Annotated in this window: 25 protein-coding genes and 1 pseudogene; 14 read left to right on the top strand and 12 right to left on the bottom strand. The window is 42.6% G+C overall.

Annotation, left to right across the window (positions count from 1 at the left end):
- The first annotated feature begins 58 nt into the window (after positions 1 to 58).
- Positions 59 to 1000, top strand: coding sequence for a LysR substrate-binding domain-containing protein (locus tag ACVBDY_RS14455; protein WP_447176176.1), 942 nt, complete (start codon positions 59 to 61; stop codon positions 998 to 1000).
- 302 nt (positions 1001 to 1302) lie between these two features.
- Here the strand turns inward: ACVBDY_RS14455 and ACVBDY_RS14450 are convergent, their stop codons facing one another.
- Positions 1303 to 1500, bottom strand: a complete 198-nt coding sequence (locus ACVBDY_RS14450; RefSeq protein WP_447176175.1) for a hypothetical protein — start codon at positions 1498 to 1500, stop codon at positions 1303 to 1305.
- 192 nt (positions 1501 to 1692) lie between these two features.
- Positions 1693 to 2082, bottom strand: a complete 390-nt coding sequence (locus ACVBDY_RS14445) for an acyl-CoA thioesterase (RefSeq protein WP_447176174.1) — start codon at positions 2080 to 2082, stop codon at positions 1693 to 1695.
- A 104-nt stretch (positions 2083 to 2186) separates the two neighbouring features.
- On the opposite strand from ACVBDY_RS14445, the gene ACVBDY_RS14440 reads away from it, so the two are divergent.
- The 3 genes and pseudogenes from ACVBDY_RS14440 to ACVBDY_RS14430 all read left to right on the top strand — a co-directional run bounded on the left by ACVBDY_RS14440 (position 2187) and on the right by ACVBDY_RS14430 (position 5333).
- Positions 2187 to 2978 carry a TIGR02757 family protein gene (locus ACVBDY_RS14440; RefSeq protein ID WP_447176173.1) on the top strand — a complete coding sequence of 264 codons (792 nt, stop codon included), beginning with the start codon at positions 2187 to 2189 and terminating at the stop codon, positions 2976 to 2978.
- A 60-nt stretch (positions 2979 to 3038) separates the two neighbouring features.
- Positions 3039 to 4526 (top strand): annotated as a pseudogene (locus ACVBDY_RS14435) (S10 family peptidase).
- Positions 4527 to 4544: 18 nt separating this feature from the next.
- A complete protein-coding gene (locus ACVBDY_RS14430) occupies positions 4545 to 5333 on the top strand; it encodes a patatin-like phospholipase family protein (RefSeq protein WP_447176172.1) in 789 nt (262 codons plus the stop codon).
- 27 nt (positions 5334 to 5360) lie between these two features.
- Here ACVBDY_RS14430 and ACVBDY_RS14425 read toward each other — a convergent pair whose 3' ends face one another.
- The 3 genes from ACVBDY_RS14425 to ACVBDY_RS14415 are packed head-to-tail and all read right to left on the bottom strand — an operon-like array spanning position 5361 to position 7816.
- Positions 5361 to 6659, bottom strand: a complete 1299-nt coding sequence (locus tag ACVBDY_RS14425; RefSeq protein WP_447176171.1) for a hypothetical protein — start codon at positions 6657 to 6659, stop codon at positions 5361 to 5363.
- Positions 6631 to 7236: a hypothetical protein gene (locus tag ACVBDY_RS14420; RefSeq protein WP_447176170.1), complete on the bottom strand. Its 606-nt coding sequence runs from the start codon at positions 7234 to 7236 to the stop codon at positions 6631 to 6633. The genes ACVBDY_RS14425 and ACVBDY_RS14420 overlap by 29 nt, the downstream gene beginning before the upstream one ends.
- 40 nt (positions 7237 to 7276) lie before the next feature.
- Positions 7277 to 7816: an RNA polymerase sigma factor gene (locus ACVBDY_RS14415; RefSeq protein ID WP_447176169.1), complete on the bottom strand. Its 540-nt coding sequence runs from the start codon at positions 7814 to 7816 to the stop codon at positions 7277 to 7279.
- A gap of 292 nt (positions 7817 to 8108) precedes the next feature.
- On the opposite strand from ACVBDY_RS14415, the gene ACVBDY_RS14410 reads away from it, so the two are divergent.
- The 10 genes from ACVBDY_RS14410 (at position 8109) to ACVBDY_RS14365 (ending at position 21519) form a co-directional block, all read left to right on the top strand.
- Positions 8109 to 8705: a TetR/AcrR family transcriptional regulator gene (locus tag ACVBDY_RS14410; RefSeq protein ID WP_447176168.1), complete on the top strand. Its 597-nt coding sequence runs from the start codon at positions 8109 to 8111 to the stop codon at positions 8703 to 8705.
- A gap of 515 nt (positions 8706 to 9220) precedes the next feature.
- On the top strand, positions 9221 to 10417 hold the full coding sequence (locus ACVBDY_RS14405; protein ID WP_447176167.1) for an efflux RND transporter periplasmic adaptor subunit: 1197 nt from the start codon (positions 9221 to 9223) through the stop codon (positions 10415 to 10417).
- A gap of 241 nt (positions 10418 to 10658) precedes the next feature.
- Positions 10659 to 13829 carry an efflux RND transporter permease subunit gene (locus ACVBDY_RS14400; RefSeq protein ID WP_447176166.1) on the top strand — a complete coding sequence of 1057 codons (3171 nt, stop codon included), beginning with the start codon at positions 10659 to 10661 and terminating at the stop codon, positions 13827 to 13829.
- Positions 13830 to 13857: 28 nt separating this feature from the next.
- Entirely contained in the window at positions 13858 to 15330 is a 1473-nt protein-coding gene (locus ACVBDY_RS14395; protein ID WP_447176165.1) for an efflux transporter outer membrane subunit, read from the top strand.
- A 156-nt stretch (positions 15331 to 15486) separates the two neighbouring features.
- Positions 15487 to 16443, top strand: a complete 957-nt coding sequence (locus tag ACVBDY_RS14390; protein WP_447176164.1) for an aldose epimerase family protein — start codon at positions 15487 to 15489, stop codon at positions 16441 to 16443.
- Positions 16444 to 16486: 43 nt separating this feature from the next.
- A complete protein-coding gene (gene meaB, locus ACVBDY_RS14385) occupies positions 16487 to 17623 on the top strand; it encodes a methylmalonyl Co-A mutase-associated GTPase MeaB (RefSeq protein WP_447176163.1) in 1137 nt (378 codons plus the stop codon).
- Positions 17624 to 17767: 144 nt separating this feature from the next.
- Complete coding sequence (locus ACVBDY_RS14380; protein ID WP_447176162.1) at positions 17768 to 18481, top strand: glycosyltransferase family 2 protein; 714 nt, start codon at positions 17768 to 17770, stop codon at positions 18479 to 18481.
- Positions 18482 to 19105 carry a lipid-A-disaccharide synthase N-terminal domain-containing protein gene (locus tag ACVBDY_RS14375; protein WP_447176161.1) on the top strand — a complete coding sequence of 208 codons (624 nt, stop codon included), beginning with the start codon at positions 18482 to 18484 and terminating at the stop codon, positions 19103 to 19105.
- On the top strand, positions 19098 to 20738 hold the full coding sequence (locus ACVBDY_RS14370; RefSeq protein ID WP_447176160.1) for an ArnT family glycosyltransferase: 1641 nt from the start codon (positions 19098 to 19100) through the stop codon (positions 20736 to 20738). Before ACVBDY_RS14375 ends, ACVBDY_RS14370 begins: the two co-directional genes overlap by 8 nt.
- Before the next feature lie 97 nt (positions 20739 to 20835).
- Entirely contained in the window at positions 20836 to 21519 is a 684-nt protein-coding gene (locus ACVBDY_RS14365; RefSeq protein ID WP_447176159.1) for a hypothetical protein, read from the top strand.
- A 29-nt stretch (positions 21520 to 21548) separates the two neighbouring features.
- On the opposite strand, the gene ACVBDY_RS14360 is transcribed toward ACVBDY_RS14365, so the two are convergent.
- From ACVBDY_RS14360 to ruvX, 7 genes are all read right to left on the bottom strand, one after another.
- Positions 21549 to 22127: a phosphatase PAP2 family protein gene (locus ACVBDY_RS14360; protein ID WP_447176158.1), complete on the bottom strand. Its 579-nt coding sequence runs from the start codon at positions 22125 to 22127 to the stop codon at positions 21549 to 21551.
- Between the two features lie 37 nt (positions 22128 to 22164).
- Positions 22165 to 22389 carry a DUF8828 family protein gene (locus tag ACVBDY_RS14355; RefSeq protein WP_447176157.1) on the bottom strand — a complete coding sequence of 75 codons (225 nt, stop codon included), beginning with the start codon at positions 22387 to 22389 and terminating at the stop codon, positions 22165 to 22167.
- 74 nt (positions 22390 to 22463) lie between these two features.
- Positions 22464 to 23837 (bottom strand): MATE family efflux transporter, encoded by a 1374-nt coding sequence (locus ACVBDY_RS14350; protein WP_447176156.1) that lies wholly within the window; start codon positions 23835 to 23837, stop codon positions 22464 to 22466.
- Positions 23838 to 24047: 210 nt separating this feature from the next.
- The gene (mazG, locus tag ACVBDY_RS14345) at positions 24048 to 24827 is read right to left on the bottom strand and encodes a nucleoside triphosphate pyrophosphohydrolase (protein WP_447176155.1); all 780 of its coding nucleotides are present in this window, start codon (positions 24825 to 24827) and stop codon (positions 24048 to 24050) included.
- A gap of 140 nt (positions 24828 to 24967) precedes the next feature.
- Positions 24968 to 25429, bottom strand: coding sequence for a DUF5606 family protein (locus tag ACVBDY_RS14340; protein ID WP_447176154.1), 462 nt, complete (start codon positions 25427 to 25429; stop codon positions 24968 to 24970).
- Positions 25430 to 25471: 42 nt separating this feature from the next.
- Complete coding sequence (def, locus tag ACVBDY_RS14335) at positions 25472 to 26062, bottom strand: peptide deformylase (protein WP_447176153.1); 591 nt, start codon at positions 26060 to 26062, stop codon at positions 25472 to 25474.
- Between the two features lie 44 nt (positions 26063 to 26106).
- Positions 26107 to 26517, bottom strand: coding sequence for a Holliday junction resolvase RuvX (gene ruvX, locus ACVBDY_RS14330; RefSeq protein WP_447176152.1), 411 nt, complete (start codon positions 26515 to 26517; stop codon positions 26107 to 26109).
- Between the last annotated feature and the right edge of the window lie 142 nt (positions 26518 to 26659).

The raw sequence follows: 26659 nt of genomic DNA, 5'->3' as shown, positions 1-26659 counted from the left end.
GAGAAAAACACATAAAATAGCAGTTCTCCCTTCTATTTATAAAGCATAACATACAACAATGACCATAACCCAATTGCAATATGTACTGGCTGTGGCCGAGTACCAGAATTTTACGCTTGCCGCCGAAAAGAGCTTTGTCACCCAGCCCACCCTGAGTATGCAGATACAAAAGCTAGAAGACGAACTGGATATCCTGATCTTTGACCGAAGCAAGAAGCCCATCCAGCTTACGGAGGTCGGTAAGAAGATCGTTGCCCAGGCCAGGAATATCGTCAGTGAATCCGGACGGATCAAAGACATCGTCCACCAGGAAAAAGGATATATCGGCGGCGAATTCAAACTCGGTATTATTCCGACGGTAATGCCTACCCTGCTCCCCATGTTCCTGAAGAACTTTATAAACAAATACCCTAAAGTCTATATAAAAATAGAAGAGCAAAACACGGCAACCCTCATGCAGAAGCTTACGGACGGACACCTTGATGCCGCTATTGCCGCTACACCGTTGGAAAACGACAATATCAAGGAACGGGTATTATACTACGAGCCTTTCGTAGCTTATGTTCCCGAAAACCATCGCCTGCACTCCAATATGAAAATAGATACGGCGGACCTCAAGATAGAAGACGTTCTGCTTCTTGAGGACGGGCACTGTTTCCGTGACGGGGTCATCAACCTCTGCCATGCCGAAAAAGACTTTAAAGATGATCGTTTTCAACTGGAGAGCGGAAGTTTTGAAACCATGATAAGACTGGCGGATGAAGGTATGGGAATGACCTTACTGCCTTACCTGCATACCCTGGGGCTTAACGAAAAAGAGAGAAAACATCTCCATTTCTTCAATGATCCCAGCCCGGCAAGGGAAGTAAGCCTTATTTATCACAAGAGCGAACTCAAATTGCATATTATAGAAGCCCTGAAAGAAGTGATTTCCGGTGTGATACGAGGCGCCATAGCTTTCCAGAATGTACAGATCATAAGCCCTATCGGGAAAAAATAATAAAAAAATCGGAGGTAGTTGTGGAGTTTTTTAGTTGGTAGTTCCGAATTGTTTCAACGCAATGACCCTATTTTGTGCCCGAAAAGATCTGTTTTTATGTATTTCTATAGGTATTATCCTTTCTCGGGAAAGTGGAGAATATTCCAGGCTTGAGATATAAATAACCGCCCGCTAACCAACTCCAAAACTAACAAACTTAAGGACTCTCACGGGGTTCTTGCTCCGCCTGGAACTTTTTTGTGCCAGAACTGTATATAATTACCCTGAAAACAAAAAATCCCGCAAGAGCGGGATTTAGATTTTTATGACTTCAGATAAATTAGACATTGTGACAATTCAGGTTTCCCTGATATAAACTGGTCAAGCCAGATTTTTAGTTCTTCCAGTTCATATGGTAATAATCGGTGAACCGCTTTTTCTACCTCTTTACAAAAGAGAACGGAATCAAAGCTCACTTTCTGGAGTACGACTTGGGTATACTCATACATAGCTCTAGCCATAATTATGAACGTTTTTTAGGGTTAGTACCCGACTCGGGGGCCGGGTTATAATTACATCAAATATAACGATTTTTTCATACGGATTATTTCAGGCAATCGTTAAATATTTACTAATTAACTGATTTGCAAAAGTGTGCACGTGCCTATTTTATCCTGCAATTCCCTAAACATATAATATTTATATGCAAACCGTTACTTTTCCAGGCGATCTTTGACAAACTCTATCTGTGTTTTCCCATGTGGTCTGGATTTCCCATCTTCCCCCAGGTTTACCATCACTATCCTTTCTACCGAAATAATGGTGTTTCTGGTCATTTTATTCCTCACCTCACATCGAAGGCTCAACGAACTTTTACCGAAGTTAACCACATCGATGCCTATTTCAATGATATCACCTTCCCTCGCCGAATCCACAAAGTTGATATCGGACATAAATTTGGTGACTACCTTTTTGTTTTCCAGCTGAATAATTGCATATAACGCGGCTTCTTCGTCTATCCATTGCAAAAGACGTCCTCCGAACAAGGTTCCGTTCGGGTTCAGGTCTTCGGGTTTTACCCATTTACGGGTGTGAAATCTCATATTTGTCGTATTATGTTTATCCTTTAAATTTATTTATTTTGCATGAGATAACCTAATGGAAACAACAGCTGTTTTCCAGGAGCATAAATCAGGAACAGAAAACATTGGAGACGAAAAAAAACACAATCCTGCTATCCCCTTCAGAATTAAAAGAATTTCTCGATGCCAAAGCAGCAGAATACAACAAACCCGATTTTATAGAAACGGACCCTATACAGATTCCACACGCTTTCACTCATAAAGAAGACATAGAAATAGCCGGGTTTCTGGCGGCCACCATTGCCTGGGGTAACCGTAAAAGTATAATCAACAATGCCCGTAAGATGATGACTCTCATGGGCGATGCTCCTTACGATTTTATAATGTCGCACAAAGCAGAAGACCTGGAAAAGCTGAACACTTTTGTTCACCGCACTTTTAACGGAACGGATTTGCAGTGTTTTGTACAATCGTTACGGCATATATACACCAAACACGGTGGCCCGGAAGCTGTTTTTGCCAAACATGCCGAAGAAGATACCCTCCAGAATGCTATTCATCATTTTAAAAAAAACTTTTTTGAAATCCCGCATTTACAGAGAACAGAAAAACATGTTTCCGATCCCCTAAAGGGCTCCTCCGCCAAGCGTATTAATATGTTCCTGAGGTGGATGGTGCGTGATGATAATACCGGGGTGGATTTCGGTATCTGGAAAAAACTCTCCCCTTCCCGGCTTTCCTGTCCCCTGGACGTACACTCAGGCAACATGGCCAGAAAACTCGGATTATTGAAAAGAAAACAAAATGATGCCAAGGCATTGACCGAACTGGATGGTAATCTCAGAAAACTGGATGCCTCCGACCCGGTAAAATATGATTTTGCACTATTTGGCCTCGGTGCCTTTGAAAAGTTTTAATAATTTATAGTAATTTAGTTGCAGCCCAAATGGCTCAGTAACCCGTTAAAAAATCTCTTCATGAAAAAGAAAAATACCCCTTTGCTTTTACTCTTCTTCTTTTGTTCTTTTTTATTTGCTCAGAAACGTACTATTCCAGCTGACACTACAGTTACTTCCACTCATGAGGTAACGGTAAACGGTAATCGTTTTTCTTATACAGCCACTACGGGCACCCAACCGGTCTGGGATGAACACGGCAATCCGACAGCCACCTTGTATTATACCTATTATGAAAGAAAGGGTATTAAGGACAGAGCTTCCAGGCCCCTGGTCATTTCATTCAACGGAGGGCCGGGATCGGCCTCCGTATGGATGCACATTGCATATACCGGACCTCGCCTGCTGAACATCGATGACGAAGGATACCCGGTACAACCATACGGTATCAAAGAAAATCCATATTCTATTCTTGATGTCGCGGATATTGTATATGTAAACCCTGTAAACACAGGGTATTCCCGGCTTATTGAAACAGAAGAGAAAGAAGCAAAAAAATCGGACTTCTTCGGAGTTAATGCCGATATAAAATATCTTGCGGAATGGCTGAACACATTTGTTTCCCGGTCAAACCGCTGGCAGTCGCCGAAATACCTGATCGGGGAAAGTTATGGTACAACCCGTGTTTCCGGGCTTGCCCTTGCCCTGCAAAATCAACAGTGGATGTACCTCAACGGCGTTATACTGGTATCTCCTACCGAACTGGGGATCAAAAGGGACGGCCCCGTGGAAATAGCCAATCGTCTGCCGTATTTTGCTGCCGCTGCATGGTATCATAAAATGCTGCCACCCGACCTGCAACAGAAAAAACTCGAAGAAATACTGCCGGAAGTAGAGAACTATACGATCCAAGAACTCCTTCCCGCACTGACTCTGGGAGGACATCTGGACGATACGCAAAAAAAATCCGCCGCCTCAAAAATGGCCAGGTATTCCGGGTTATCTGAAAAAGTACTGTTGCAGCACAATCTCGATGTGTCTTATCGGTTTTTCTGGAAAGAGCTTCTTCGGGACAAAGGCCATACCATTGGCCGGCTGGATTCCCGCTATCTCGGTATCGACCGTGAAGATGCGGGAGACTCCCCTGATTATAATGCCGAACTCACCTCCTGGCTGCATTCCTTCACTCCTGCAATGAATTATTACGTTCGGGAGCACCTTAACTTCAAAACCGATGTTAAGTATAATATGTTCGGCCCGGTACATCCCTGGGACAGATCGGATGATAATACCGGTGATAACCTCCGGCAGGCAATGGCTCAAAACCCGTACCTGAAAATCATGGTTCAATCTGGATATTTTGATGGAGCATGTACTTATTTCAATGCTAAATACACCATGTAGCAAATGGATCCTGCCGGAAAGTTTGCCAACCGCATGCGTTTTGAGGCCTACCACAGCGGACATATGATGTATCTGCGTAAAGAAGACCTTAAAACCGCCAACGATCATATCCGGGAATTCATACAGAATTCCTTACCCGGAAAGGACGTACCGGCTAAATACTAATGCAAAAACATAAAGTTTATGCTGAAGTCATTGTTCTCCAGGAAAAAATCCGCTCCTTACCGCTACGGCGTAGCTCTGGGGGGTGGGGGTGCCCGGGGATTTGCTCATCTCGGTGTTCTCAAAGCTTTGGAAGAATTGGGTATTAAGCCCGATATTATATCAGGTGTAAGTGCCGGGGCTATAGTCGGGGCTTTTATAGCAGGCGGTTTTACGCCCGAAGAAGTTTTTGAGATCATGAAAGAAAACAGGCTCGGCAATTTCACCAGTATACAACTTCCCAGGGACGGCCTGTTGAATTTCGATAAACTCCAGCAAACCATTGCACGCTACATTCCTGCCAAAAATATAGAAGACCTGCCCATACCTTTCTATGCAGCGGCATCCAATCTCAACGATGGTGTTGTAGAATATTTCGACAAAGGTGACCTGGGAAAAATAGTACAGGCTTCCTCATCTATTCCCGTATTGTTTTCCCCGGTTAAAATAAACGGTAAGAAATATGTGGACGGCGGTATTTTTGATAATATTCCTATAGCTCCCCTCAAAGACAAATGCGATACGATCATTGCTATAAACATCACCCCGCCTCATAAAGCGGACAAGCTGAACAACCTGATCGATATTGCTACAAGGACATTTCACCTGAGTGTAGAATCTACGTCTTTCCGGAAAAAAGAAGAATGTGATATCTATATAGAACCGCCGGAACTGTATAACTACCCTATACTGGATGCTTCGAAAGCGGAGAAAATGTTTCGTATAGGATATGAGTATACCAAAATGTTGGAAGTGTTCTCCCCAGAATAATATCCGGACAGATTAAAAATCAGGTTGTTAATTGAACTTAACATCGCTGTATTTGGCCTGCACAGTGATCTGCCCGCCTGAGTTATTTTCTTTAGTATTGCCTTTTACAACAGTATTACCTGTATTTCCGGAAGTAGAAACCTTCAGGTCCGAAGGTATTTTTATCTCTGAATTTTCACTGTTCAACAAAATACTGAAACCCGATCGGGGTAATGCAATTACAGCATTTGTATTATCCAGGGTAATATCCAGTTCCCGGAAATCATTTCCTATATTATTTATCTGCAAATTTCCAAAAGTCCCCTGTATATGCCCTGTATATAAAAGGTTATTTACCGTTACGTCGGATGTATTGGATATCAGCTCAAGGCTGGTAACATTTTCCAGGTCTACTTTCTTAACATAATTCACCTTGAGTTTCCCCCCGTTCCAGTTATGAACCAGAACGGGAGCATATGAAGTTTCTATAGAAGTATCCTTGCCCTTAACCTGGTTGGCAAGTAAACTGGCATGAGACAGGGTTGCCCGAACATTCACTGAGTTTTCGGCCAGTTTAACCTCTCCGTGACGTACGTTCATTTTTAATTTTGCTCCTTTCGGTATGCGGATAAGAATACTTTTCCGGATATTTATATGCTGTTTACCGGATTGCCCGTTTTGTATCTTAATTTCTTCCTCGCTTCCGTCTTTCGAAAAATAAAATACTTTCATATCCTTTTGGGATTCCTTTACTTTTGCTTTTATTTTTTCGGCACTGACTTTCATTTCCTGGGATCGCTCTTCCATTTCTTTCTTCCATTCTTTCATGTTCTCCTTGAAATCCTCGTCAAAAATAGTTTTCATTTTCTTTTTCCACTCTTCCATATAAGCATCTCCATCTTCCTTGTATGCCTCATAATCGAAGGTCAATCCGGACATGTCCGGCATTTTGGGCGGCATAGGAGGTACGGGAGGGATAGGCACTTCTATTGGCTCAGGGATTTCGGGAATCGCCGGAAATCCGGACAGCACAAACACATTTCCGGGATGTGTGGAAACCTGTATTTTATTTTTATCTCCTGTAGCCCGGAAATCCCAGCTTTCAAAATATTTTTTGGCCCCCTCTTTGCTCAATCCCTCTACTTCTACGGTTGCCACAACCTCAACGGTGTTTTCGTTCCACGTTTCAAACTGCACATCGGAATGGCTGGTATTCACTTCTACCGTTACGTCCTTGTTCACCGGAAAACTTTCGCGAAATGTTTTGGACTCTTTCTGTGCCTGCGCCTGTAGGGCAAAAAGTCCCATAAGCAGCAGGCTAAACCTGTAAATAGGATATTTCTTCATTGTTTCTGTTCTTTAATTCCTGTAATTTTTCCTTCAGGCGGTACAACAACTGCAACCGCATTTTCAAGTTATCTATCAAGGCAACGACCGTCTGCTCGTTGGGCCCTATATCGTTCAGTTCCCGGTTTAATGCCTGATATTCTTCATTGAGTTCGCCAAGCCTGGCCATATACTCATCAAAAAGCCGTTTATTCCCGTCATCAATCTCTACCTGGGATAATTCCCAGTTAATGGCTGCCACATAATATTCTTCCACTTTTTTCAGGTCAGGAGAAAGGTCTCCTAAAGAAATGCGATCGACATCATTTACCGGATTCCGGGTATCAGTAATTACGGGCGTATTCTCCACTCCGGTCTTCTTTTGTTGCATACTGTAAAAGAGCACGGTTGCGATTCCTCCAAAAATCAAGAAAGAAGCGGCTATTTTCCACACCTGTCCCTTTCCAAAATATACCCTCCTTACTTTCTTTTCCGGCAATTCACTATCCAGCCTGCTCAGAAAACGTTCTTCATGCCCTTCAGGTATCCCTTCCGTTTCACGATATCCTTTTTCCAGTAATTCCCTGATATCTTTCATTCGATTATTTTTTAATTATCCCGTAAACTACCCATTATCTTTAAGCCGGTTTATAAGCCCCTAAAATCTCCCGCAGTTTCTTTTTCCCGCGAAAAAGTAACGTCCTGGAATTCACTTCCGTAATTCCGAGTATCTGAGCTATTTCCTCATGGTCGTATCCTTCCAGCAAAAAGAGTATGACCACATATCTGTAACTCTCCGGCAGGTGCTCAATGGCGTTTACCACCATTTTAGACGTTACGCTGTCTTCCACCAGCCAGCCTCCGTTTTCCTCCTCCGCAATATCGATATATCCCTCTTCCAAAGACAACAATTTTTCTCTTTCTGTCTTTATCTTGTCCAGGCAGTGATTAATGACAATACGCTTCAGCCAGGCTCCGAAAGCTACCTCTTCCCTGTATTGGTGTAGTTTTTTAAAAACCTTAATAAAGGATTCCTGTACGGCGTCTTCCGTGTCTTCTCTGTTTGCCAGGTAACGTTTGGCCACACAGAACATAGCGTCACAATACCGTCGGTACAGTTTTAATTGCGCCTTGCGATCGTTATTTCTACACTTTTCAATAAGGTCTGTCTGAAACATTCCGGCCGGTTTGTTCTTTTTATATTTTTTAATACGTTTTTAGATTGCCGTAGCTTTCACTTTTATAGACGATACGGAATACAACATGTTGCAGGGTTAAAATAAATTTATACTTTTATCCCGAAAATAAAACACGTAAAAAGCTACATTAAAACACACTAAAACAATAACTTAAATTCATTTTAGAGCGTTAAAAAAATATGCTCGTTTTTTCTTATCAAAATTTTAACATTTAACATTTGGTTTTTATAGACGACCGGTCATATTTTTGCATCTGAAAATCAAATTAACCGTGTCAAAGACAGTCAGACATCAAGAGAAGACCGATTTCCTCCTGGATAAGGGACTGGAATTGCTTTGGTGTAAAGGCTATAACGGCACCAGTGTTAATGACATTGTAAAGGTAGCGGATGTACCCAAAGGTTCCTTTTATTTTTATTTTGATTCTAAAGAAGATTTTACCGTTAAGGCACTGGACAGGTATTTTGCCATGAAAGGAGCAGCTACTGCGGAAGTACTGGAAGATCAATCTGTCCCTCCTTCACAACGGCTGTACAATTATTATGAAAAGCGGGTCAGTATAATGAAAGACCAGTTCCATTGCACCTGGGGCTGCATGGGAGCCAATATAGGTAATGAAATGTCTGAACACAGTGAAAAAATACGTGTGACCATTGTTAACCATGAAGAAAAAATAAGACGGCAAATAGTGAACGTGGTGATTGCAGCACAAATGAACGAAGAAATAGATCATACTGTAGATCCGGATAATATTGTAGCATTCATCGAAGATGCCTATAAAGGTATGCTTATATCTATGAAAGAAACTCAAAGTGCCGCACCTTTGGATAACTTCCTGTTCTTTTTAAAGACGCTCATACTAAAATAATTTTTTTTAAACCTATAATAGACGACCGGTCAACTTATATATTAAAAAAACATTGCATTCACGTCATTTCCGGTATTTCACAAACCACTAAACTTAAAGACACAACATTACACTATGAAAAAGGATAATCTTAGACAAACAGAGAATATAGTATTCAATTCTGTTTTCCCTCTGTCTCCTCCGGATAACAGAGATACCGACAGGCAAGTAGCAAATAAACTTCTCACTCTCAGAACAACAATTTTGGACAGATGGGGTAAACACACAAATCGCTTCTTAAAAAAGACATATCATAGAATTAATTCAAATGCAAACCACTATATATCCCATACCCGTTCAAAAATAAGGAATTTAGCAACGAATGATACTCAATCCCTGCCTTAATGATGAAACTGAAAACAGAAAACTTAAAATTAAACCTGCAAAGAGAATCCCTGAATAGACTATCCAATAGGTCCGGGAAAGAAATTCTCATTCCGAATATTTTTCTTAATTCAAAACTATCAGATAATAAGATGAAAAATTCACATTTCAATATAAAAAAATTAGGCACTTTTGCCTTAACAGGAATAGCCCTTGCATTAGTAGCAGCATGTGGCTCCGGAGAAGAAAACAATAACCAGGGTGCAGCGACAGCACTTCAGGTAGAAACAGCCCTACCTGTATTCAAAAAAATTACCGAATGGGATGAATACACCGGTAGGTTTGAAGCCAATAACCGTGTGGAAGTCCGTGCAAGGGTAAACGGATTCCTGGAAAAAGTTAATTTCACTGATGGTGAACTCGTAAAAAAGGGACAGGTACTGTTTATTTTGGACCAAAGACCCTTTAAAATTGAACTAGATCAGGCGAAGGCCAATTATGCACAGGCACTGGCCACCATGAAAACAGCAAAGGAAAATTACAGCAGGGTAAAATCCTTACGAGAAACAGGTGCTGTTTCTACTGAAGAATACGACCGAAGAGAGCAGGCACTGGCTCATGCGGAGGCCAGTGCCCAACTGGCACAGGCCAAAGTAGACCAAGCTAATCTGAATCTCGAATTTACCAGAGTAAAAGCTCCTATTGCTGGTTTGGTAAGCAGACACAAGGTAAATGAAGGAAACTTGATTGACGGAGGAAGTGCCAATTCCACACTACTTACTACCATCGTAGCTACAAATCCTATTCATTTTTATTTCACCGGAAGCGAATCTGATTATTTAAAATACGTACGCCTGGCAAACGATGGAAAACGAGGTGAAGCCCGTGCCGAAGGTCTCCCTATATACATAAAGCTATCCGATGAAAACCAATTTATTCATGAGGGAAAACTAGATTTCGTAGACAACGAGATTGACGAGAATTCCGGCACTATAGAAAGCCGTGCCATTCTGCGCAATGAAGATCATTTGCTCGAACCCGGAATGTTTGGTAAAGCAAGACTCATAGGCAGTGACGAACACGATGCCATCATGATCCCCGATGAAATCATAGGCACAAACCAATCGCTCAGATACGTATATGTTTTGGGGGAAAACAACGAGGTCGTAAGCAAAAATATTTCTCTGGGAGCTCTGCATTCCAACGGATTAAGAATTATTGAAAAAGGTCTTTCTCCTAAAGATAAATTGATAACCAATAATTTGCAGAAAATAAGGCCCGGAATGATGGTTAGTGCAAGTGAAATAAATATACTTCCTGAAAAAACAGATTTAGCCGCTGCCAAATAGCAATAACAATAGAATATAATAAAAATTGCCGTCTCCAGTTTAGCTGCCATTTTCCCCTGAAATATGCATAAATACAGCTCCCAGGCTGTATTCAGGGAAAACACTTTAAACTAGTGAGGTGAATGTGTCCTTATTTTATAAAAGGTAAACAGGCATTTTATTATCTCTTTTAAAATAACAACGATAAAAAGGCATGACAGGTATTCTATCTGAGCATGGACCAACAAATAAAGATCAACAAATGAAATTTAGTCATACATTTATAAAAAGGCCAATCTTTGCAGCCGTTTTGAGTATACTCATACTCATTGTAGGAGGGCTGGCATATGTGTCACTGCCCACTTCACAATTTCCGGATGTCGCTCCTCCTACCGTCGAGGTAGTGGCTACCTATCCGGGGGCCAACGCAACAACCCTCTCCCAAACCGTTGCCGCTCCTTTAGAAAAGGAAATCAACGGTGTGGAAGATATGATATACATGACCTCTCAATCCTCATCCGACGGCCGTGTAACACTGCAAATTGCTTTTGAACTCGGAACCGACCTTGACAAAGCACAAGTACAAGTACAAAACCGGGTGGCCATTGCAGAGCCAAGGTTACCGGAATCAGTACGAAGACTCGGGATTACTACCAAAAAAATATCTCCGGATATTCTCATGGTAATCAATCTTTATTCGCCCAATGACACCTACGATCAGATTTATATGGGAAATTATGCGGTTCTTCAGTTAAAAGATGAATTGGCACGTATTAAAGGTATTGGAGATATACAACTCTTTGGGGCTGCAGAATATGCTATGCGTATATGGCTGGATCCGGACAAAATTGCTACGCTGGATATTACCGCTGCCGAAGTGGTCGCTTCACTAAGGGAACAGAATGTACAGATTGCCAGTGGTACCCTTAACACCCTGCCCTCGGGAAGCCAAACTGCATTTGAGATTAACATACAAACCCAGGGAAAACTGATTTCTACGGAACAATTTGAAAATGTCATTATAAAGGCTGAAGACAACGGACGTATCGTAAGGTTAAAAGACATCGGAAGAGCCGAATTAGGTGCTCAGAATTACACCACCAGGGGATATTTAGGAAAAAAACCGGCCATCGCTCTTCCCGTATTCCAGCAACCGGGAGGTAATGCTCTGGAAACCTCCAGAGAAATTCAGGATAAAATGAAGGAATTATCCAAAAATTTTCCGGAAGACCTCGAATATGACATCGCGTATAACCCGACTAACTTTATCCAAAAATCTATAGATGAAGTATATCACACTATTTTTGAAGCTGTGTTACTGGTGGTTTTTGTGATTCTGCTTTTTCTACAATCCTGGAGGGCAGCCATCATTCCAATTCTGGCTATACCTGTTTCCTTGATAGGCACTTTTGCCGTCATGCAGGCCATAGGCTTTTCTTTAAATACCTTAACCCTGTTTGGATTGGTATTGGCCATCGGTATTGTGGTAGATGACGCTATTGTAGTGGTAGAAAATATGGAACGATATTTACAGCAGGGTTTTTCTCCCAGAAAAGCTGCCATGAAAACAATGGATGAAGTCGGAGGGGCGCTGGTAGCCATAGGACTGGTACTCATCGCCGTGTTTATACCTACAGCTTTCCTCGAAGGTATATCCGGACAGTTTTACAAACAATTCGGAATGACCATTGCCGTGGCCACTGCTATCTCCGTATTTGTTTCTCTGACCCTAAGCCCTGCGATGGCGGCTCTATTGATGCGGCATGAAGAGAAAAAAGAGAATAGTAAGGCTCCTTTCATACTTTTAAAACCTTTTGTCTTTATCGGAAATAAGTTCAACTCGTTTATGGACCATCTTTCCGACAAGTATGGAAAAGCCGTTCAGAAATTGGTCCGAACTTCCACGATGGTAATGATGATCTACTTTGGGCTTATAATGCTTACCGGCTTTGAGTTTAACCGGGTGCCTCAAGGGTTTATCCCGGCTATGGACCAGCAATATTTCATCAGTGTCATTCAGCTCCCCCCCGGATCCTCTTTATCCAGAACAGATAATGTAGTAAAAGAGGTGCTGGATATTTCCCTGGAGATTGACGGTATTGAAAATGCGATTTCATTTACAGGGTTTGACCCGACATCAAATACAAATGCATCTCATTCTGCTGTGGTTTTTCAGGTCCTGGACGATTTTGATGAGAGAAACGATAGAGGTATTGGATACAATGAACTACTTGCTAATACCAGGGGGGCACTGTCTCAGATAGATAATGCTATGGTATTTGTTATTCCACCCCCCTCGGTTAGTGGTATTGGTAATGCCGGAGGATTTAAAATGATGGTGCAGGACAGGGCTAACCTGGGAACGGAAAAGCTTCTGGAAGCTACCAACGCCCTTGCCATGGCTGCAAATCAGGATCCTGTTTTGAGTAATGTATTTACCTTTTTTAACAACCAAACACCACAGTTGTTTCTGGATATAGATCGTGTAAAAGCAGAAAAACTCGGAATTGATGTGCAGAATGTTTTTCAATCTCTGGAAATATACATGGGATCTGCCTTTGTCAACGAATTTAATTACTTGGGCAGAACCTTCCAGGTGACGGCTCAGGCAGATTCGCCCAACCGTCTCACCCCGGAAGATATTTCACAAATAAGAATGCGCAATAATGCTGGCGATATGGTACCCATGGGGTCTATTGCCAAACAAAGAGATATAGCCGGCGCTTCGAGGATTCCAAGATTCAATTTGTATCCATCAGCTGCACTGAACGGCGATTTCACACCGGGTTATAGTTCCGGACAGGCATTGGAAAGAATGGAACAACTGGCAGAAGAAATTTTACCACAGGGCATCTCCTTTCAATGGACAGAAATTGCCTACCAGGAAAAACAAACCGGTAATACTGCCGGAATAGCATTTACTTTGGCTGTCATTTTTGTTTTTCTTTTGCTGGCTGCACAGTTTGAAAGCCTGGTCTTACCCCTTGCCGTAATTTTTATTGTTCCCATGGTGCTCTTGTTTGCCATTATAGGTATAGACCTCGCCGGACTGGACAATAATATCATGGTTCAAATAGGGCTCGTAGTACTGGTCGGGCTGGCAAGTAAAAATGCGATCCTGATCGTAGAGTTTGCCAAACAACTGGAAGAGCAGGGCATGGAATTGAAAAAGGCTGTAATAGAGGCCTCCAAACTACGTCTGAGACCTATCTTGATGACTGCAATGGCTTTTATCTTAGGGGTAGTCCCTTTGGCTTTGGCCACAGGGGCAGGAGCGGAACTAAGGGTATCTCTGGGGATAGCAGTATTTAGCGGAATGCTGGGGGTAACCATTTTCGGGATATTCCTTACTCCAATATTCTATTACCTGGGAAGAAAATGGAGTTCCAAAAAAGAAGTCTCGGCGTCCGAAGTAAAAGAAGAAAACGCATAAAATGCTGAATGCCAAAAAAATTAAACAGATGAAAAACTGGATAGTAATAATAATCGTGATGCTGTTTGTAGCTTCCTGTAGTGTTCATAAAAGGAGTTACAATATAAAAGCCCCTGTTTCTGTAGAGGAAAATTTTCTGGAGAACGAACTGGCGGATTCCGCCTTTAAAAGTGCGGCCATTGCCACACAATGGTGGTCTGGGTTTAACGACCCCGTAATGGACACCCTTATCGAAAGAGCTCGTAAACACAATCTGGATATCAACGCCGCTGTTGCCAATTTTAAGGCAGCCAGAGCCATGCTCAAGGAAACCAAATGGGACAGGCTACCTACCATCACTTCCAAAGGGGAGTATACCAGAACCCGACTGGGGGAAAATGTTTTTGTCCCGGGGTCCAATCCTACCTACAGCACCTACAGTGCCAGTTTTGACGCTTTTTGGGAAGCAGACCTTTTTGGTAGGGTTTCCAACAGGATAAAAGGCGCTTATGCCAATCAAAAACAGGCCCTGGCTGATATGCAAGGTGTATATATTAGTATTTTTGCCGAAGTGGCCAACAATTATCTGGAACTAAGAGGTTCACAATACTTGCTGGATATTGCCAAAAGAAATTTAAAGGGTCAGCAGGAAACCTATGACCTCACTGTAAAATTGTCGGAAGCAGGTACCAGTAACAGTCTCGATGAATCCAGGGCTCTCGCTCAACTGGAAAACACAAGGGCCAGCATTCCTCCCCTACAGGCCAGAATCGAAGCGCTCAAAAACAGCCTGAGCGTTTTGGTTGGAGAAGTACCGGGCAACCTGCAAGCTGACATCGTAAAAAAGCAGCCCCTGCCAAGTCTGCCGGAATCCGTTGCCCTGGGTGATATCCAGGAGATGCTGCGAAGAAGGCCCGATGTACGACGGGCAGAAGCAGCGCTGCAAATGAGAATTGCCCAATATAATATTGCCGTAGCGGACCTGTATCCCAAAATTCAGTTTGGAGGATCGATCGGATTCTCTGCAGTAGACTTTTCCAATTTTGGAAGTAAGCAATCCTTTACCTGGAATATTTTTCCAAGTATTAGCTGGGCGGCCTTTAACCTGGGCAGGGTGCGGCAACAAATAAAAAGAGAGGATGCCAAAACACTGGCGGTATTAAGCCAATACGAAAAAGTTGTACTGGAAGGACTGGAAGAGATAAAAACATCTCTGAGCAATTATACCAACGAGCTAAAAAGAAGGGAGATATTGCGTACCTCCTCCCGTGCCAGTGCACAAGCTGCTAAGTTTGCACAACAGCGCTTTAGTGCGGGACTGGACAATTTTATTGATTACCTGAGTGCAGATAACGCTCTGCTAGTCTCCGAAAATGCCCTGGCGATAAGCGAGATCTCCTCGGCAACCGCATTAATTGGCATATACAAGGCCTTGGGTGGTGGCTGGGAAATAGTGACGCAGGAAGAAATAGATAATAAATTTGATGCCATGAAAGCATCGGAGAATCAAAAAAAAAAGTAATGCGAATATAGTTTTCTTTTTTATCCGATTTCATAAATCTGTGTTTATTTACCAAGCAAAAACCCTGCAAATGCAGGGTTTTTGTATTTTAGCCTTCCATAAAAAATCCATTAATGATTTCCCCCGGGAAATCCGGACCCTTAAAAAACATTTCAGGTGAAGCATACCATACAAAATTCCCATATTACGCTGATTACCTTCAATTACGGTGCAACGATACAGCAACTTATCGTCAAGGACAAAGACGGAAACGATGTCAACGTGGTTCTCGGCTTTGAAACTGAAGAAGATTATAAAGACAATCCCTTTTACATAGGAGCTTCCATAGGCCGTTATGCAGGGAGAATAAGCAAAGGAGGTTTTTCCCTTAACGATACAGATTACAAACTGCACCAGGAAAACGGCGTACACCTTCACGGTGGCAGAAACGGACTGAACAAGAAAAACTGGAACCTGGAAAAGACAGAATCCGAAGGGGAAAATCCGTTCGTAACATACGCGGTTACTAGTCCGGATCTTGAAGAAGGTTACCCGGGAACGTTAAAGGTAAGTGTCACTTATCAATTAACCGGTAATTCCCTGAAGATAACTTATGAGGCTACTACAGATAAGACCACTATTATCAACCTTACGAACCATGCTTATTTTAATCTCGAAGGAAAAAATTCCATTCTCAACCACGAGTTGAAATTAAACAGCGAGGTTTTTGTCGAGCTGGATGATAAACTTCTGCCTACAGGAGATTTTTTATCCGTAAAAGGCACTACATACGATTTTCTGACCCCCGAAGTGATCGGTACCAAACCGGAGTTTTCGGGGATAGACGATGTTTTCGTGCTTAAAGGAGAAGATCCCGCGGCAACCCTGTATTCCCCAGAAACAGGAATTGAAATGAATGTAAGCACCAATCAACGAGCAACGGTGATCTTCACTCCGAAAGACCTCGGAAAAAAGAAATTTCTGAACGGAACGGAATACGGGACCTTTTCTTCCATCTGCTTCGAGGCCCAGACATTTCCGGATGCCCCGAACCAGCCCGATTTTCCTTCGGCAGTCCTGGAGCCGGGAGAGACTTACAGGAACGAGACTGTGCTGCAGTTTGGTGTAAGATAATGTCTTTCTCCCTCATTCTCAAAATTTGGTAAGGGAAACACAAATGTATATCCGTAATACACTGAAAGAAATTGTATTTTTACTGAAAGAAACTCCTTTACTTTTGAGCGAAAAACGAAAGACGGCAATAAAAAAACAAGGCACCTCCGGGGAAAATTTCCCCGGGAAGTCGGTTACACCCAATCTTCAAAGGTTTAAAAAAGTACAGGTATCTCCGGAAAGAATGGCCAAAAAGATCATTTCCGGAGATGTGGTGGCTCTCAGCCAGGCCATAACCCTGGTTGAAAGCACAAATCCGGAACATGCCGAAAACGCACAGTTTGTTATCGAACAATGCCTTCCTCATGCCAACCGTTCTGTACGGATAGGTATTACAGGGGTTCCCGGTGCCGGGAAAAGCACATTCATAGAAACTTTCGGAAAATACCTGACATCCGTCGGAAAAAAAGTTGCCGTACTGGCTGTAGATCCCAGTAGCACGATAAGCCGGGGCAGTATTCTGGGCGATAAAACACGTATGGAAGAACTGGTAAAAGACATAAATGCCTTTATCCGCCCCTCTCCTTCCGGTCATACTCCCGGAGGTGTGGCGAGAAAAACCAGGGAAACCATACTACTGTGTGAAGCCTGTGGTTTTGATACCATTATCGTGGAAACCGTTGGTGTGGGCCAGGGAGAAACTGCCGTGCACAGCATGGTGGATTTTTTCCTGTTATTGAAACTCGCGGGTGCAGGCGATGAATTACAGGGTATTAAACGGGGAATCATGGAAATGGCAGATGCCATTGTAATCAATAAAGCCGACGGAGACAATAAAAAAGCCGCAGATAAAGCCAAAAGCGAATTTGCCAGGGCGCTCCACCTCTACCCGCCCAAAGAAAACGGATGGACACCGAAAGTCCTCACCGCCTCCGCCCTGGAAAACCGGGGAATCACGGAAATACAGGAACTCATAGAAAACTATATATCAGAAACTAAAGAAAGTGGTTACTTCCGGCACAAACGGATAGAACAGAATAAATACTGGCTGGTGCAAACCATTGAAGACAGACTTAAAATGCTCTTTTACCAGGACGAAAACATAAAAAAACAACTGGACAAAGAGCTCTTGGCCCTGGAGAAAAACGAGACCACGCCATTCGCCGCTGCCCGAAAACTGCTGGAGTTATGGAACAGGTAAAAATCTATTTCAAAGTAAATTAACTCCATTTTCACACCCAATCCTCATATTTCCGAAGGAAATCACATATTTTTTTTACATCTTTGCGTGTTAAAAGCGGCCAGAATCAACCCGGACCGGGTTTCTGCGATTATTATACGGAGAATGAACTACCAATTTACCATTATTGTTCCTATCTATAACGAAGAAGACAATCTCGAACGTTTAGAAAAAGAGCTTACCGGGTATATTTCCAATACAAAAACAATAACGAAAGTACTTCTGATAAACGACGGTTCAAGAGACCGTAGCCAGGAACTTATTGAAGTGATCTGTCAACGAAATGAGGCTTTTCATTTTTTACAATTCGCAGAGAACAGGGGGTTGAGCGCTGCTATAAAAGCGGGCTTCGATCATGTGGATACCCCGCTTCTTGGCTATATGGACTCTGACTTGCAAACATCTCCGGAAGATTTTGACCTGCTCCTGGAGCACATCGGAGAGTATGATCTTGTAACAGGTGTACGAGCCAACCGCAAAGATTCTTTTGTAAAAAACATGTCCTCGTTGATCGCCAATAAAATAAGAAGAACTTTTACACACGACGGCATGGACGATACCGGATGCCCTTTAAAGGTCATTAAAACGGAATATGCAAAACGAATTCCCATGTTCAAAGGGCTTCACCGTTTTCTTCCGGCCATGATACTGTTGCAAAACGGAAAGATCATTCAGATTCCCGTAAGACATTTTCCGAGAACAGCAGGAGAAGCCAAGTTCGGATTATGGAACAGGCTGCTCGGACCCCTTATGGACTGTTTTGCATACCTTTGGATGAAGAAGAAGTACATCAACTACACTATAGCCAAGAAAGGATAAATGCAAAACTGGATCGTTTACGCCATCGGATTTTTTGCGCAGATATTGTTTTCCAGCAGGTTATTACTGCAATGGATCCTTTCCGAAAAAAACAAGACCGTGCTTACCCCGCGCCTGTTCTGGCAACTTAGCCTGCTGGCGTCGTTCCTTCTGTTCATCTACGGTTATCTCCGCCACGATTTTGCCATTATGCTTGGGCAAGCGCTTACGTACTTTATATACATCCGCAATATGCAGATACAGGGGGACTGGGCTAAATTTCCAAAGGCTTTCCGTACTTTTTTATGGCTCTTTCCGTTTATAATAGTGCTTTATTATTACAACAATAACAAACTGGATATTCAAAACCTGTTTCAGAATGAAAATATCCCTTTGTGGTTGTTAATGATGGGAAGTATAGCGCAGATTATCTTTACTTTTCGATTCATTTATCAATGGATATATTCGGAAAGAAAAAAAGAATCTGTTCTGCCGGCAGGATTCTGGATCCTCAGCCTTACCGGGGCGATCCTCATTCTGGTCTATGCCGTTTTGAGAAAAGACCCTGTATTGATGATAGGCCACCTGTTCGGAAGTGTTATTTATGTTAGAAACCTGATGATACTAAAAAAACAACATGGTTAAAATACTGGAAAGATACCCGGCAATTACACTTTTGCTGGTATGCCTCATTATCTTTTTCTGTAACCTGGACGAGCTTTACGTAAATATTATGGAAGCCCGTAATTTTATCACAGCCAGGGAAATGCTTTCGGAAAACAACTGGTTACTGACCACTCTCAACGGGCTACCACGCTACGAAAAGCCACCTTTACCCACCTGGCTTACCGCATTTTCAGCTACTGCTTTCGGTATGAAAAGCCTGTTTGCCCTCCGGCTCCCTGCGGCACTTGCAGCCACATTTATGGTATATATGATGTACAGGTTCAACAGGAAAATGCATCGGAACAATCAGCTTAGTCTCTATACCGGGCTTATCCTGGCAACATCGTTCTACGTCATTTTTTCGGGGCGTAACGGGCAGTGGGATATATTTACCCATGCTTTTATGATCGCTTCCATCTATTTCCTTTACGCCTTGTTCCGGGGAGAACATTTGTGGAGAAATGCATTACTTGCAGGAATTTTTGCCGGCGCTTCCTTTCTGAGCAAAGGCCCCGTTTCCCTCTACACGTTATTCCTTCCTTTCATTATAGCTTACGGTGTGGTTTACAAGTTCTCCGGTTTCCGGAAGAAGATATTGCCACTCCTGTTCTTTATCGTAATTACAGTACTTTCGGGACTTTGGTGGTTTGTCTACGTACGACTGGCCGATCCGGAAGCTTTTGTCGCCATAGCTTCGGAAGAAGCGGCCAACTGGGGTAGTTATAACATAAGACCTTTCTATTATTACTGGAGTTTCTTTACCCAAAGCGGGGTATGGACCATTCCTGCATTTACCGGATTACTGTACCCTTATCTTAAAAACAAGGCGAGTGATAAGAAAGCATATTTATTCGCTTTCTTATGGACCATGAGCTCCGTAATACTGCTTTCCCTGATTCCCGAGAAAAAATCCCGCTATCTGCTTCCGGTACTGTTGCCACTTGCAATGAGCACCGCATTCTACATAGAGTACCTGGTCCGCGAATTTGCCACTATAAAAAATAAAAAAGAAACTATTCCGGTGTACTTCAACTTCGGTTTAATAGCTCTGATAGGGGTAGCTTTTCCTATAGCAGGGTATATTTTTTTCGGAAAGGAATTACAGGGCCTCCGGGTATCCTTTCTGCTGGTTTCGGTGTTCCTGTGCGGCACGGGCATCCTTATGTTCCGGAACCTGTTCCAAAAAAACATCCGGAACGTGTTTTTGCTCACTATTGCATTTATAGCGGGGATCATTCTTTTCGGATTACCACTGGAAAACACCTTCAGTAATGACAATACTGCATTTCATAATATTAATCACCTGGCAGAAAAAGCGGAAAAAGAAGGTCTTTCCGTTTATTCCTTTGGTGAAATAGCTCCCGAAGCCATATGGGAATACGGAACCATAGCTCCCCGGATAGATGCCCGTTCTCCGGTAAAAATCCCTGCGGAAACCAGCTTCGGTGTTTTAGTTCCCCCGATAAGTGAAACGGAATTTAAACGTATCTTTGCAACGGATTTCAATTTTCGCCTGGAAGATGTCTTTGACATCAACTACACCGCGGGGGAAAAAGAAAAGGGCTATAAACAAAGGCTGGTAAGCCAATATTATATCGTAACCAAAAAGTAACAAAACAGACGTGATCCGCCCTTTCCGGGCATTCACTGAAATTTTTCAGCATACCCGGACCCCATCCGGCATCGCGGAAAGCAAATAGACAACTACAATGAAAAATCTAAGCAGAATAGAAGTTTTCGGATACATGTTCCTTATCATCACCTTTGTGAACAGCCTTTATTTCGGTTTTACCGATGCAGCTCTTTTTAACGAACATTACGCACAGGAAGACGGACTTGTAGAAAATGAAACCGCCCTGATGCTTCTTGCCATAAGCATACTGTGTATCTATCACCTTTTCAAACTGTGGAAATTCAAAAAACCCTTGTGGAAAACAGGCACCATAATTTTCGTGATCCTTTTCTTCTTTGCTGCCGGTGAAGAAATATCCTGGGGACAAAGGATCTTCGGAATGGAATCCGGAGAATTCTTCATGGAAAACAACGCCCAGGGCGAAACTAACCTTCATAACCTGGTTGTAGGCGACACCAAAGTAAACAAACTGATATTCAGTCAAATATTAATGATCGTCATGGTTCTGTACCTCGTCATTGTTCCCATACTATACAGAAAAGTTCAATGGATAAAAAACCTGGTGGATACCTTTGCTGTGCCGATAGTGGAATGGCGGCATACGATAGCCTTTATTGTCTGTACCATATTGGTAAGCCTTATTCCCGCAGACCGAAAATGGGAAGTTTATGAACTGGCTTTCGGAATCATATTTTTCCTGATCTTTCTCAATCCTTTTAACCGTCATATTTTTCAGGCAGATCGTAAAGAAAACGAATAACCGGTTCCGGAAGTGTTAACAGCCGGGAGTTAACCAAAGTAATCTTTCTTAAAAACCTTTAGCCACGCGAACCGAAGCAAAAGGAAAAACAAATATCCTCCCAGCAAACCGAAAATAATACCCGTAGCTACGTCCAGGGGAAAATGAACACCGAGGTAGATCCTGCTATAAGAGACCACCAGTGCCCAAACAAACAATATTGCCGGCATATAACGATAACGCTTCCGGAACAGCAGGGAAAACAAAGTAGCCACAGCAAAGGTACTGGCGGCATGTGCTGAAAAATACCCGAATTTGCCGCCGCACTTTACGACACGCATTTTCCCCTCTAATAAAGGATCGTGGCATGGACGCAAGCGCTCAAATCCGTATTTGAACATATTGGCAAGCTGATCGGTAAAAGCTATCATCAGGGCTATCGTTAGCAGAATCAGTACGGTAGGCTTCCAGCCGAATTTACGCACACACATAAACAACAGGACCAGGTACAAAGGAATTGATGCATACTTGTCCGTTATAAATAACCAGAATCCATCCCAACCTGTTACCCCCAGATTGTTCAGAAAGAGAAAAAACTCCCTGTCGTATTCTATGATTTTGTCCAGCATCTGTAAGAGGTTCGTTTTTTAAATAATATGGAAACGACTATTCGTACCGGCCGACCTCCCGGTCATAGAAGTCATTAGCCTGCTGGATAAGATTACCCGCTTCAGTCTCCAGTTCTTTTTCGTCGGCCGCGTCAAAATCTTCTAACCACTCCACCTCATCGTTCTCCAGGTTAATAATAAAACGGGGATAATCGGTATGGATGATAAAAATCGCATCGGGATAATCGGTGTTATCCCCCAGTAAGAATTTCGGAAGCTCCATGATATATTACAGTCTGAGTTATCTTTTATCTTTGTTTTTCTGTATTTCGCGCCTTTTAAAACAGGTCTTTTATGCTAAGTGTTATTTTGTATGAGTCGTCTCGTAAGATAATTAAACCTGGCAAACAGCAATACTGCCGAAACCGAAAGTCCCACCAGCAATCCTACCCATATTCCGGTACTGCGCCATTCCGTATGCAGGCCCAGGTAGTAAGAAATGGGAAAACCTATTATCCAATAAGCCACAAAGGTAATAAAAGTGGGGATTTTCACATCCTGTAATCCTCGTAGTGCTCCCAGTACGGCTACCTGGACACCATCGGATATCTGAAAAACGGCAGCAACCATCAACAATTTAGCAGCTGTATTCATCACCTCAAAATTATCTACCCGATCGGCTATGTCATGCTGATCCAGGTACATCGTTGGCAGCCAGTCGCGAAATATCCAGAAACAGAGAGCAAATATAACATCGAGAATAATGGTCAGCAGAAATACGGAAAAAGCAATTCTGCGCAATTCGTGAAAATTCCGAAGTCCTTTCTGATTTCCGACCCGTATCATCGCGGCAACACTCAGCCCGGTAGCTACCATAAAGGTCATACTGGAAAGATTCAGCGCTATCTGGTTGGCAGCCTGGGGATTTTTACCCAGTACACCGCTAAGCCAGATCGCCGAAGTAAATATACCCACTTCAAAAAGCATTTGTAATGCCGAGGGAAAACCAAGGTTAATGATTTTTAAAAACATCGCTTTACTGTATTCCCCGAATTTAAAACCGGTGATATACGCATCGAACTTTTTATTTTGCCGGAACATATACCAAAGAAAAATGACCATAACCACCCTGGATACCAGTGTACCTATTGCAGCTCCGATGATCCCCATCTTCGGAAATCCGAAATTACCGAAGATCAACAGGTAATTGAGGGTGATGTTAATAACGTTGGCCAATACCGTGGCATACATGGGGTATTTAGTCTCGGAAAGCCCGTCGGAAAACTGTTTCAACGCCTGAAACATAATAAGGGGTACCAGAGAAAACGCCACCAGGTCCAGGTATGGCATGGCGTATTCCACCACTTCTGCCGGCTGATCCATAATATACATCAGGGGTTTCGCGAAAAGGAGAATAGTAAACAGTGCCAGCCCCAGGCTCGTACACAATATGAGTCCGTGTTTAAGGGACGCTTTTCCCCGGGCGATATTGCCTTCTCCGTCTGCCTCTGCCACAAGAGGCGTAATGGCTGTAGAAAAACCTATTCCGAGGGACATGGCCACAAATACAAAACTGTTACCCAAAGACACTGCGGCAAGTTCGGCGGTACCTAACTGCCCTACCATAACATTATCGGCAAAAGCTACAAAAGTATGTCCTAGCATTCCTAGCATAACGGGGAATGACAACTTCATGTTATAGGAAAATTCTTTAGTGTATTGTGATAACATCTGCTATTTATTGAATGGGCAAAGATAGAAATTTGCCTCCGGTAAATCTTCGTTACGGAAACAATTAATACTCTTGAATAAAAGAAAAGTCAGCGGAAACCTGTCTATACTCATGGCCACGGAAGGAAAGCCTTCGATTGCCCGGAAAGGGTGTAAAAACAAGGATGGACCACTTCCGTCCACCGGGAATCATCATATATCAGACTGTATTTATTTAAAAAACTCTTTGGATTTATTCCAGTGAACGTCCATTTCGTCCAGCGACATGTCCTTCAGGCTTTTTTGTGAAGTGGCCGCTTTTTCTTCCAGGTATTGAAAGCGTTTTATAAATTTTTTATTGGTTCTTTCCAGGGCATTTTCAGGATTTATTTTTAGAAAACGTGCATAGTTTATCATACTGAAAAGCACATCTCCGAACTCCGCTTCCATTTTATCTGCGTCCCCTTTTTTCACTTCTTCCTGAAATTCGCCGAGTTCCTCCTGTAGTTTTCCCCACACCTGGGAAGGCTCATCCCAGTCAAAACCTACTCCCGCGACCTTGTCCTGTATCCTGTTGGCTTTGACCAGGGCCGGAAGACTTTGCGGCACTCCTTCCAAAACACTTTTCTTACCTTCTTTAAGTTTGAGGTTCTCCCAGTTCCTTTTCACATCTTCTTCATCATTCACCTCTACATCGCCATAGATATGCGGATGCCTGGCTATGAGCTTTTCGCAGATAGCGTTGGCAACATCACCGATGTCGAAATTGTTTGTTTCACTTCCAATTCTGGAATAAAATACAATGTGCAGCAGTACATCTCCCAGTTCTTTTTTTACTTCTTCCAGATCATTGTCCAGAATAGCATCACCCAACTCATAAACCTCTTCGATCGTAAGATGGCGTAAACTCTGCATGGTCTGCTTTTTGTCCCAAGGACATTGCTCCCGAAGTTCATCCATAATGGTAAGGAGCCTGTCCAATGCTTTGAGGTTCTGTTCCCTGGAATTCATTTGTTTTGTGTTTATATTTTAAGAAGTATACTTGTATCTGCTATATTAGGGATATATAGCGAATATTAAAAATATTAGTATCAAAAAACGGAAAACTCCCTTACAGGAGTTTTCACAATATAGCTTTTAAAAAAAAGGACTTATTCGTCGGTGGCTTTACTCTCATCCTTCTGTACTTCTTCACCGGCCTCACCATCATTTTCGGAAGCTTCTGCTTCAAAGTCGGTAATCCCTTTGGAGTGCAGCAGATTATACCACTGGATTATTTTTTTGATATCTCCCGGGTATACTTTGTCTTCGTCATAGTCGGGAAGTACTTCAAAGAAATACTCTTCCAGTTTTACTTTATCTTCTTTATGGCTTACGGAAGTCTGTCCGCCATCTTCCTTTTCTTTTATCTTCACAAACACTTCCCGAAGGGGCACTTCTTCTTTAAGGGTATAGATGGCAATTTCAGAGAGCAGGCTTACGTTACTCCGCAATCCCACCGTTATGCGTTTACCATCAATAAGAGATTCCGCAACGAAACCGCTCCTGGTCTGTGCTTTCAATTCATACAATCCGGGTTTGCCGGAAATAGCCAGTATCTTGTCTAAACTCATATAGAAAAAGTTAAAATTTAATCGCTCTGTTTTTGCTTAAAATTAACGTCTTTTTTTTGCTTCCGGAAAACGCATCTTATAATCCACCTTCACTTTTCCCTTGGAAATATTTGCCAGTTTACCTTTCAGAAGGCGTTTTTTCAGGGCCGAAAGTTTATCGGTAAACAACACACCTTCAATATGGTCATACTCGTGTTGTATTACTCTTGCAACAAGCCCGTCATATTCATCAACGTGTTTCACGAAGTTCTCATCAAAATATTCGATTTTGATCTTTTCTGCCCTGGCAACATCTTCCCGGACATTAGGAATACTCAGGCAACCTTCGTTAAACGCCCATTCTTCTCCTGTTTCTTCCAGTATCCTGGCATTGATAAACACTTTTTTAAAATCCCTGAGCCGTTCACGTTCTTCATCTTCCAGTTCTTCATCTTCGGCAAAAGGGCTCGCATCAATAACAAAAAGCCGGACGAGCAATCCTACCTGAGGCGCGGCAAGTCCCACTCCGTATGCATTGTACATGGTTTCGAACATATTGTCTATCAACTCTCCCAACTCCGGATAGTTCTCGTCTATATCCCTGGCCTCTTTTCTCAACACAGGGTCGCCATAGGCAACGATAGGTAATATCATATTATTGTCAATTGTTTTGCAAAATTAATAATTGTATCCCGGTTTTACCCGTTATACAGGTACGACTGTAAAATAATCGTCGCACTTATTTCGTCGATAAGGGCCTTATTTTGTCGTTGTTTTTTCTTAAGACCGCTGTCAATCATCGTCCGGAAAGCCATTTTGGAGGTAAATCTTTCATCTACCCTTTCTACCGGCAAGGTTGGAAACTCTTTTTTCAGGGTTTCCAGAAATACCTGTATGTACTTCTCACTGTCGGAGGCTTCATTACTGTGCCTTTTAGGTTCACCGACTACAATCCGCTCCACATCCTCCTTTGCCATATAGGTTTTCAAAAAATCCATAAGTCCGGTTGTAGCTACGGTTGTCAGTCCCGACGCTATGATCTTCAGTTCGTCCGTAACCGCTATCCCGGTTCGTTTTGTTCCGTAATCTATGGCCAATATCCTCCCCATTCGACTTTTTGGCAAATTTAAGATTTAAATTGTTATAACTATAAAATAGCCCGGCATATTAAATTTTAAGCCTTTATATTTGCCTGCGGACACAGGTTTTCGGAACCACCCGTCCTCCTGTATTAAAATCACAACATAACAT

This window comes from Sinomicrobium halophytocola, from assembly GCF_052983395.1.
Note: the sequence above shows the minus strand (reverse complement) of the source record. Positions and strands in the feature narration are given on the sequence as shown.

Coding starts and splice junctions, on each gene's coding strand:
- ACVBDY_RS14415 (WP_447176169.1), bottom strand. CDS start 7,816: ATGTTTCAGACAGACCTTATTGAAAAGTGTAGAAATAACGATCGCAAG.
- def (WP_447176153.1), bottom strand. CDS start 26,062: ATGATATTACCTATCGTTGCCTATGGCGACCCTGTGTTGAGAAAAGAG.
- ACVBDY_RS14400 (WP_447176166.1), top strand. CDS start 10,659: ATGAAATTTAGTCATACATTTATAAAAAGGCCAATCTTTGCAGCCGTT.
- ruvX (WP_447176152.1), bottom strand. CDS start 26,517: ATGGGGAGGATATTGGCCATAGATTACGGAACAAAACGAACCGGGATA.
- ACVBDY_RS14450 (WP_447176175.1), bottom strand. CDS start 1,500: ATGGCTAGAGCTATGTATGAGTATACCCAAGTCGTACTCCAGAAAGTG.
- ACVBDY_RS14370 (WP_447176160.1), top strand. CDS start 19,098: ATGGTTAAAATACTGGAAAGATACCCGGCAATTACACTTTTGCTGGTA.
- ACVBDY_RS14365 (WP_447176159.1), top strand. CDS start 20,836: ATGAAAAATCTAAGCAGAATAGAAGTTTTCGGATACATGTTCCTTATC.
- ACVBDY_RS14445 (WP_447176174.1), bottom strand. CDS start 2,082: ATGAGATTTCACACCCGTAAATGGGTAAAACCCGAAGACCTGAACCCG.
- meaB (WP_447176163.1), top strand. CDS start 16,487: ATGTATATCCGTAATACACTGAAAGAAATTGTATTTTTACTGAAAGAA.
- ACVBDY_RS14355 (WP_447176157.1), bottom strand. CDS start 22,389: ATGGAGCTTCCGAAATTCTTACTGGGGGATAACACCGATTATCCCGAT.
- ACVBDY_RS14395 (WP_447176165.1), top strand. CDS start 13,858: ATGAAAAACTGGATAGTAATAATAATCGTGATGCTGTTTGTAGCTTCC.
- ACVBDY_RS14375 (WP_447176161.1), top strand. CDS start 18,482: ATGCAAAACTGGATCGTTTACGCCATCGGATTTTTTGCGCAGATATTG.
- ACVBDY_RS14380 (WP_447176162.1), top strand. CDS start 17,768: ATGAACTACCAATTTACCATTATTGTTCCTATCTATAACGAAGAAGAC.
- mazG (WP_447176155.1), bottom strand. CDS start 24,827: ATGAATTCCAGGGAACAGAACCTCAAAGCATTGGACAGGCTCCTTACC.
- ACVBDY_RS14455 (WP_447176176.1), top strand. CDS start 59: ATGACCATAACCCAATTGCAATATGTACTGGCTGTGGCCGAGTACCAG.
- ACVBDY_RS14350 (WP_447176156.1), bottom strand. CDS start 23,837: ATGTTATCACAATACACTAAAGAATTTTCCTATAACATGAAGTTGTCA.
- ACVBDY_RS14430 (WP_447176172.1), top strand. CDS start 4,545: ATGCTGAAGTCATTGTTCTCCAGGAAAAAATCCGCTCCTTACCGCTAC.
- ACVBDY_RS14425 (WP_447176171.1), bottom strand. CDS start 6,659: ATGAAGAAATATCCTATTTACAGGTTTAGCCTGCTGCTTATGGGACTT.
- ACVBDY_RS14360 (WP_447176158.1), bottom strand. CDS start 22,127: ATGCTGGACAAAATCATAGAATACGACAGGGAGTTTTTTCTCTTTCTG.
- ACVBDY_RS14340 (WP_447176154.1), bottom strand. CDS start 25,429: ATGAGTTTAGACAAGATACTGGCTATTTCCGGCAAACCCGGATTGTAT.
- ACVBDY_RS14405 (WP_447176167.1), top strand. CDS start 9,221: ATGAAAAATTCACATTTCAATATAAAAAAATTAGGCACTTTTGCCTTA.
- ACVBDY_RS14420 (WP_447176170.1), bottom strand. CDS start 7,236: ATGAAAGATATCAGGGAATTACTGGAAAAAGGATATCGTGAAACGGAA.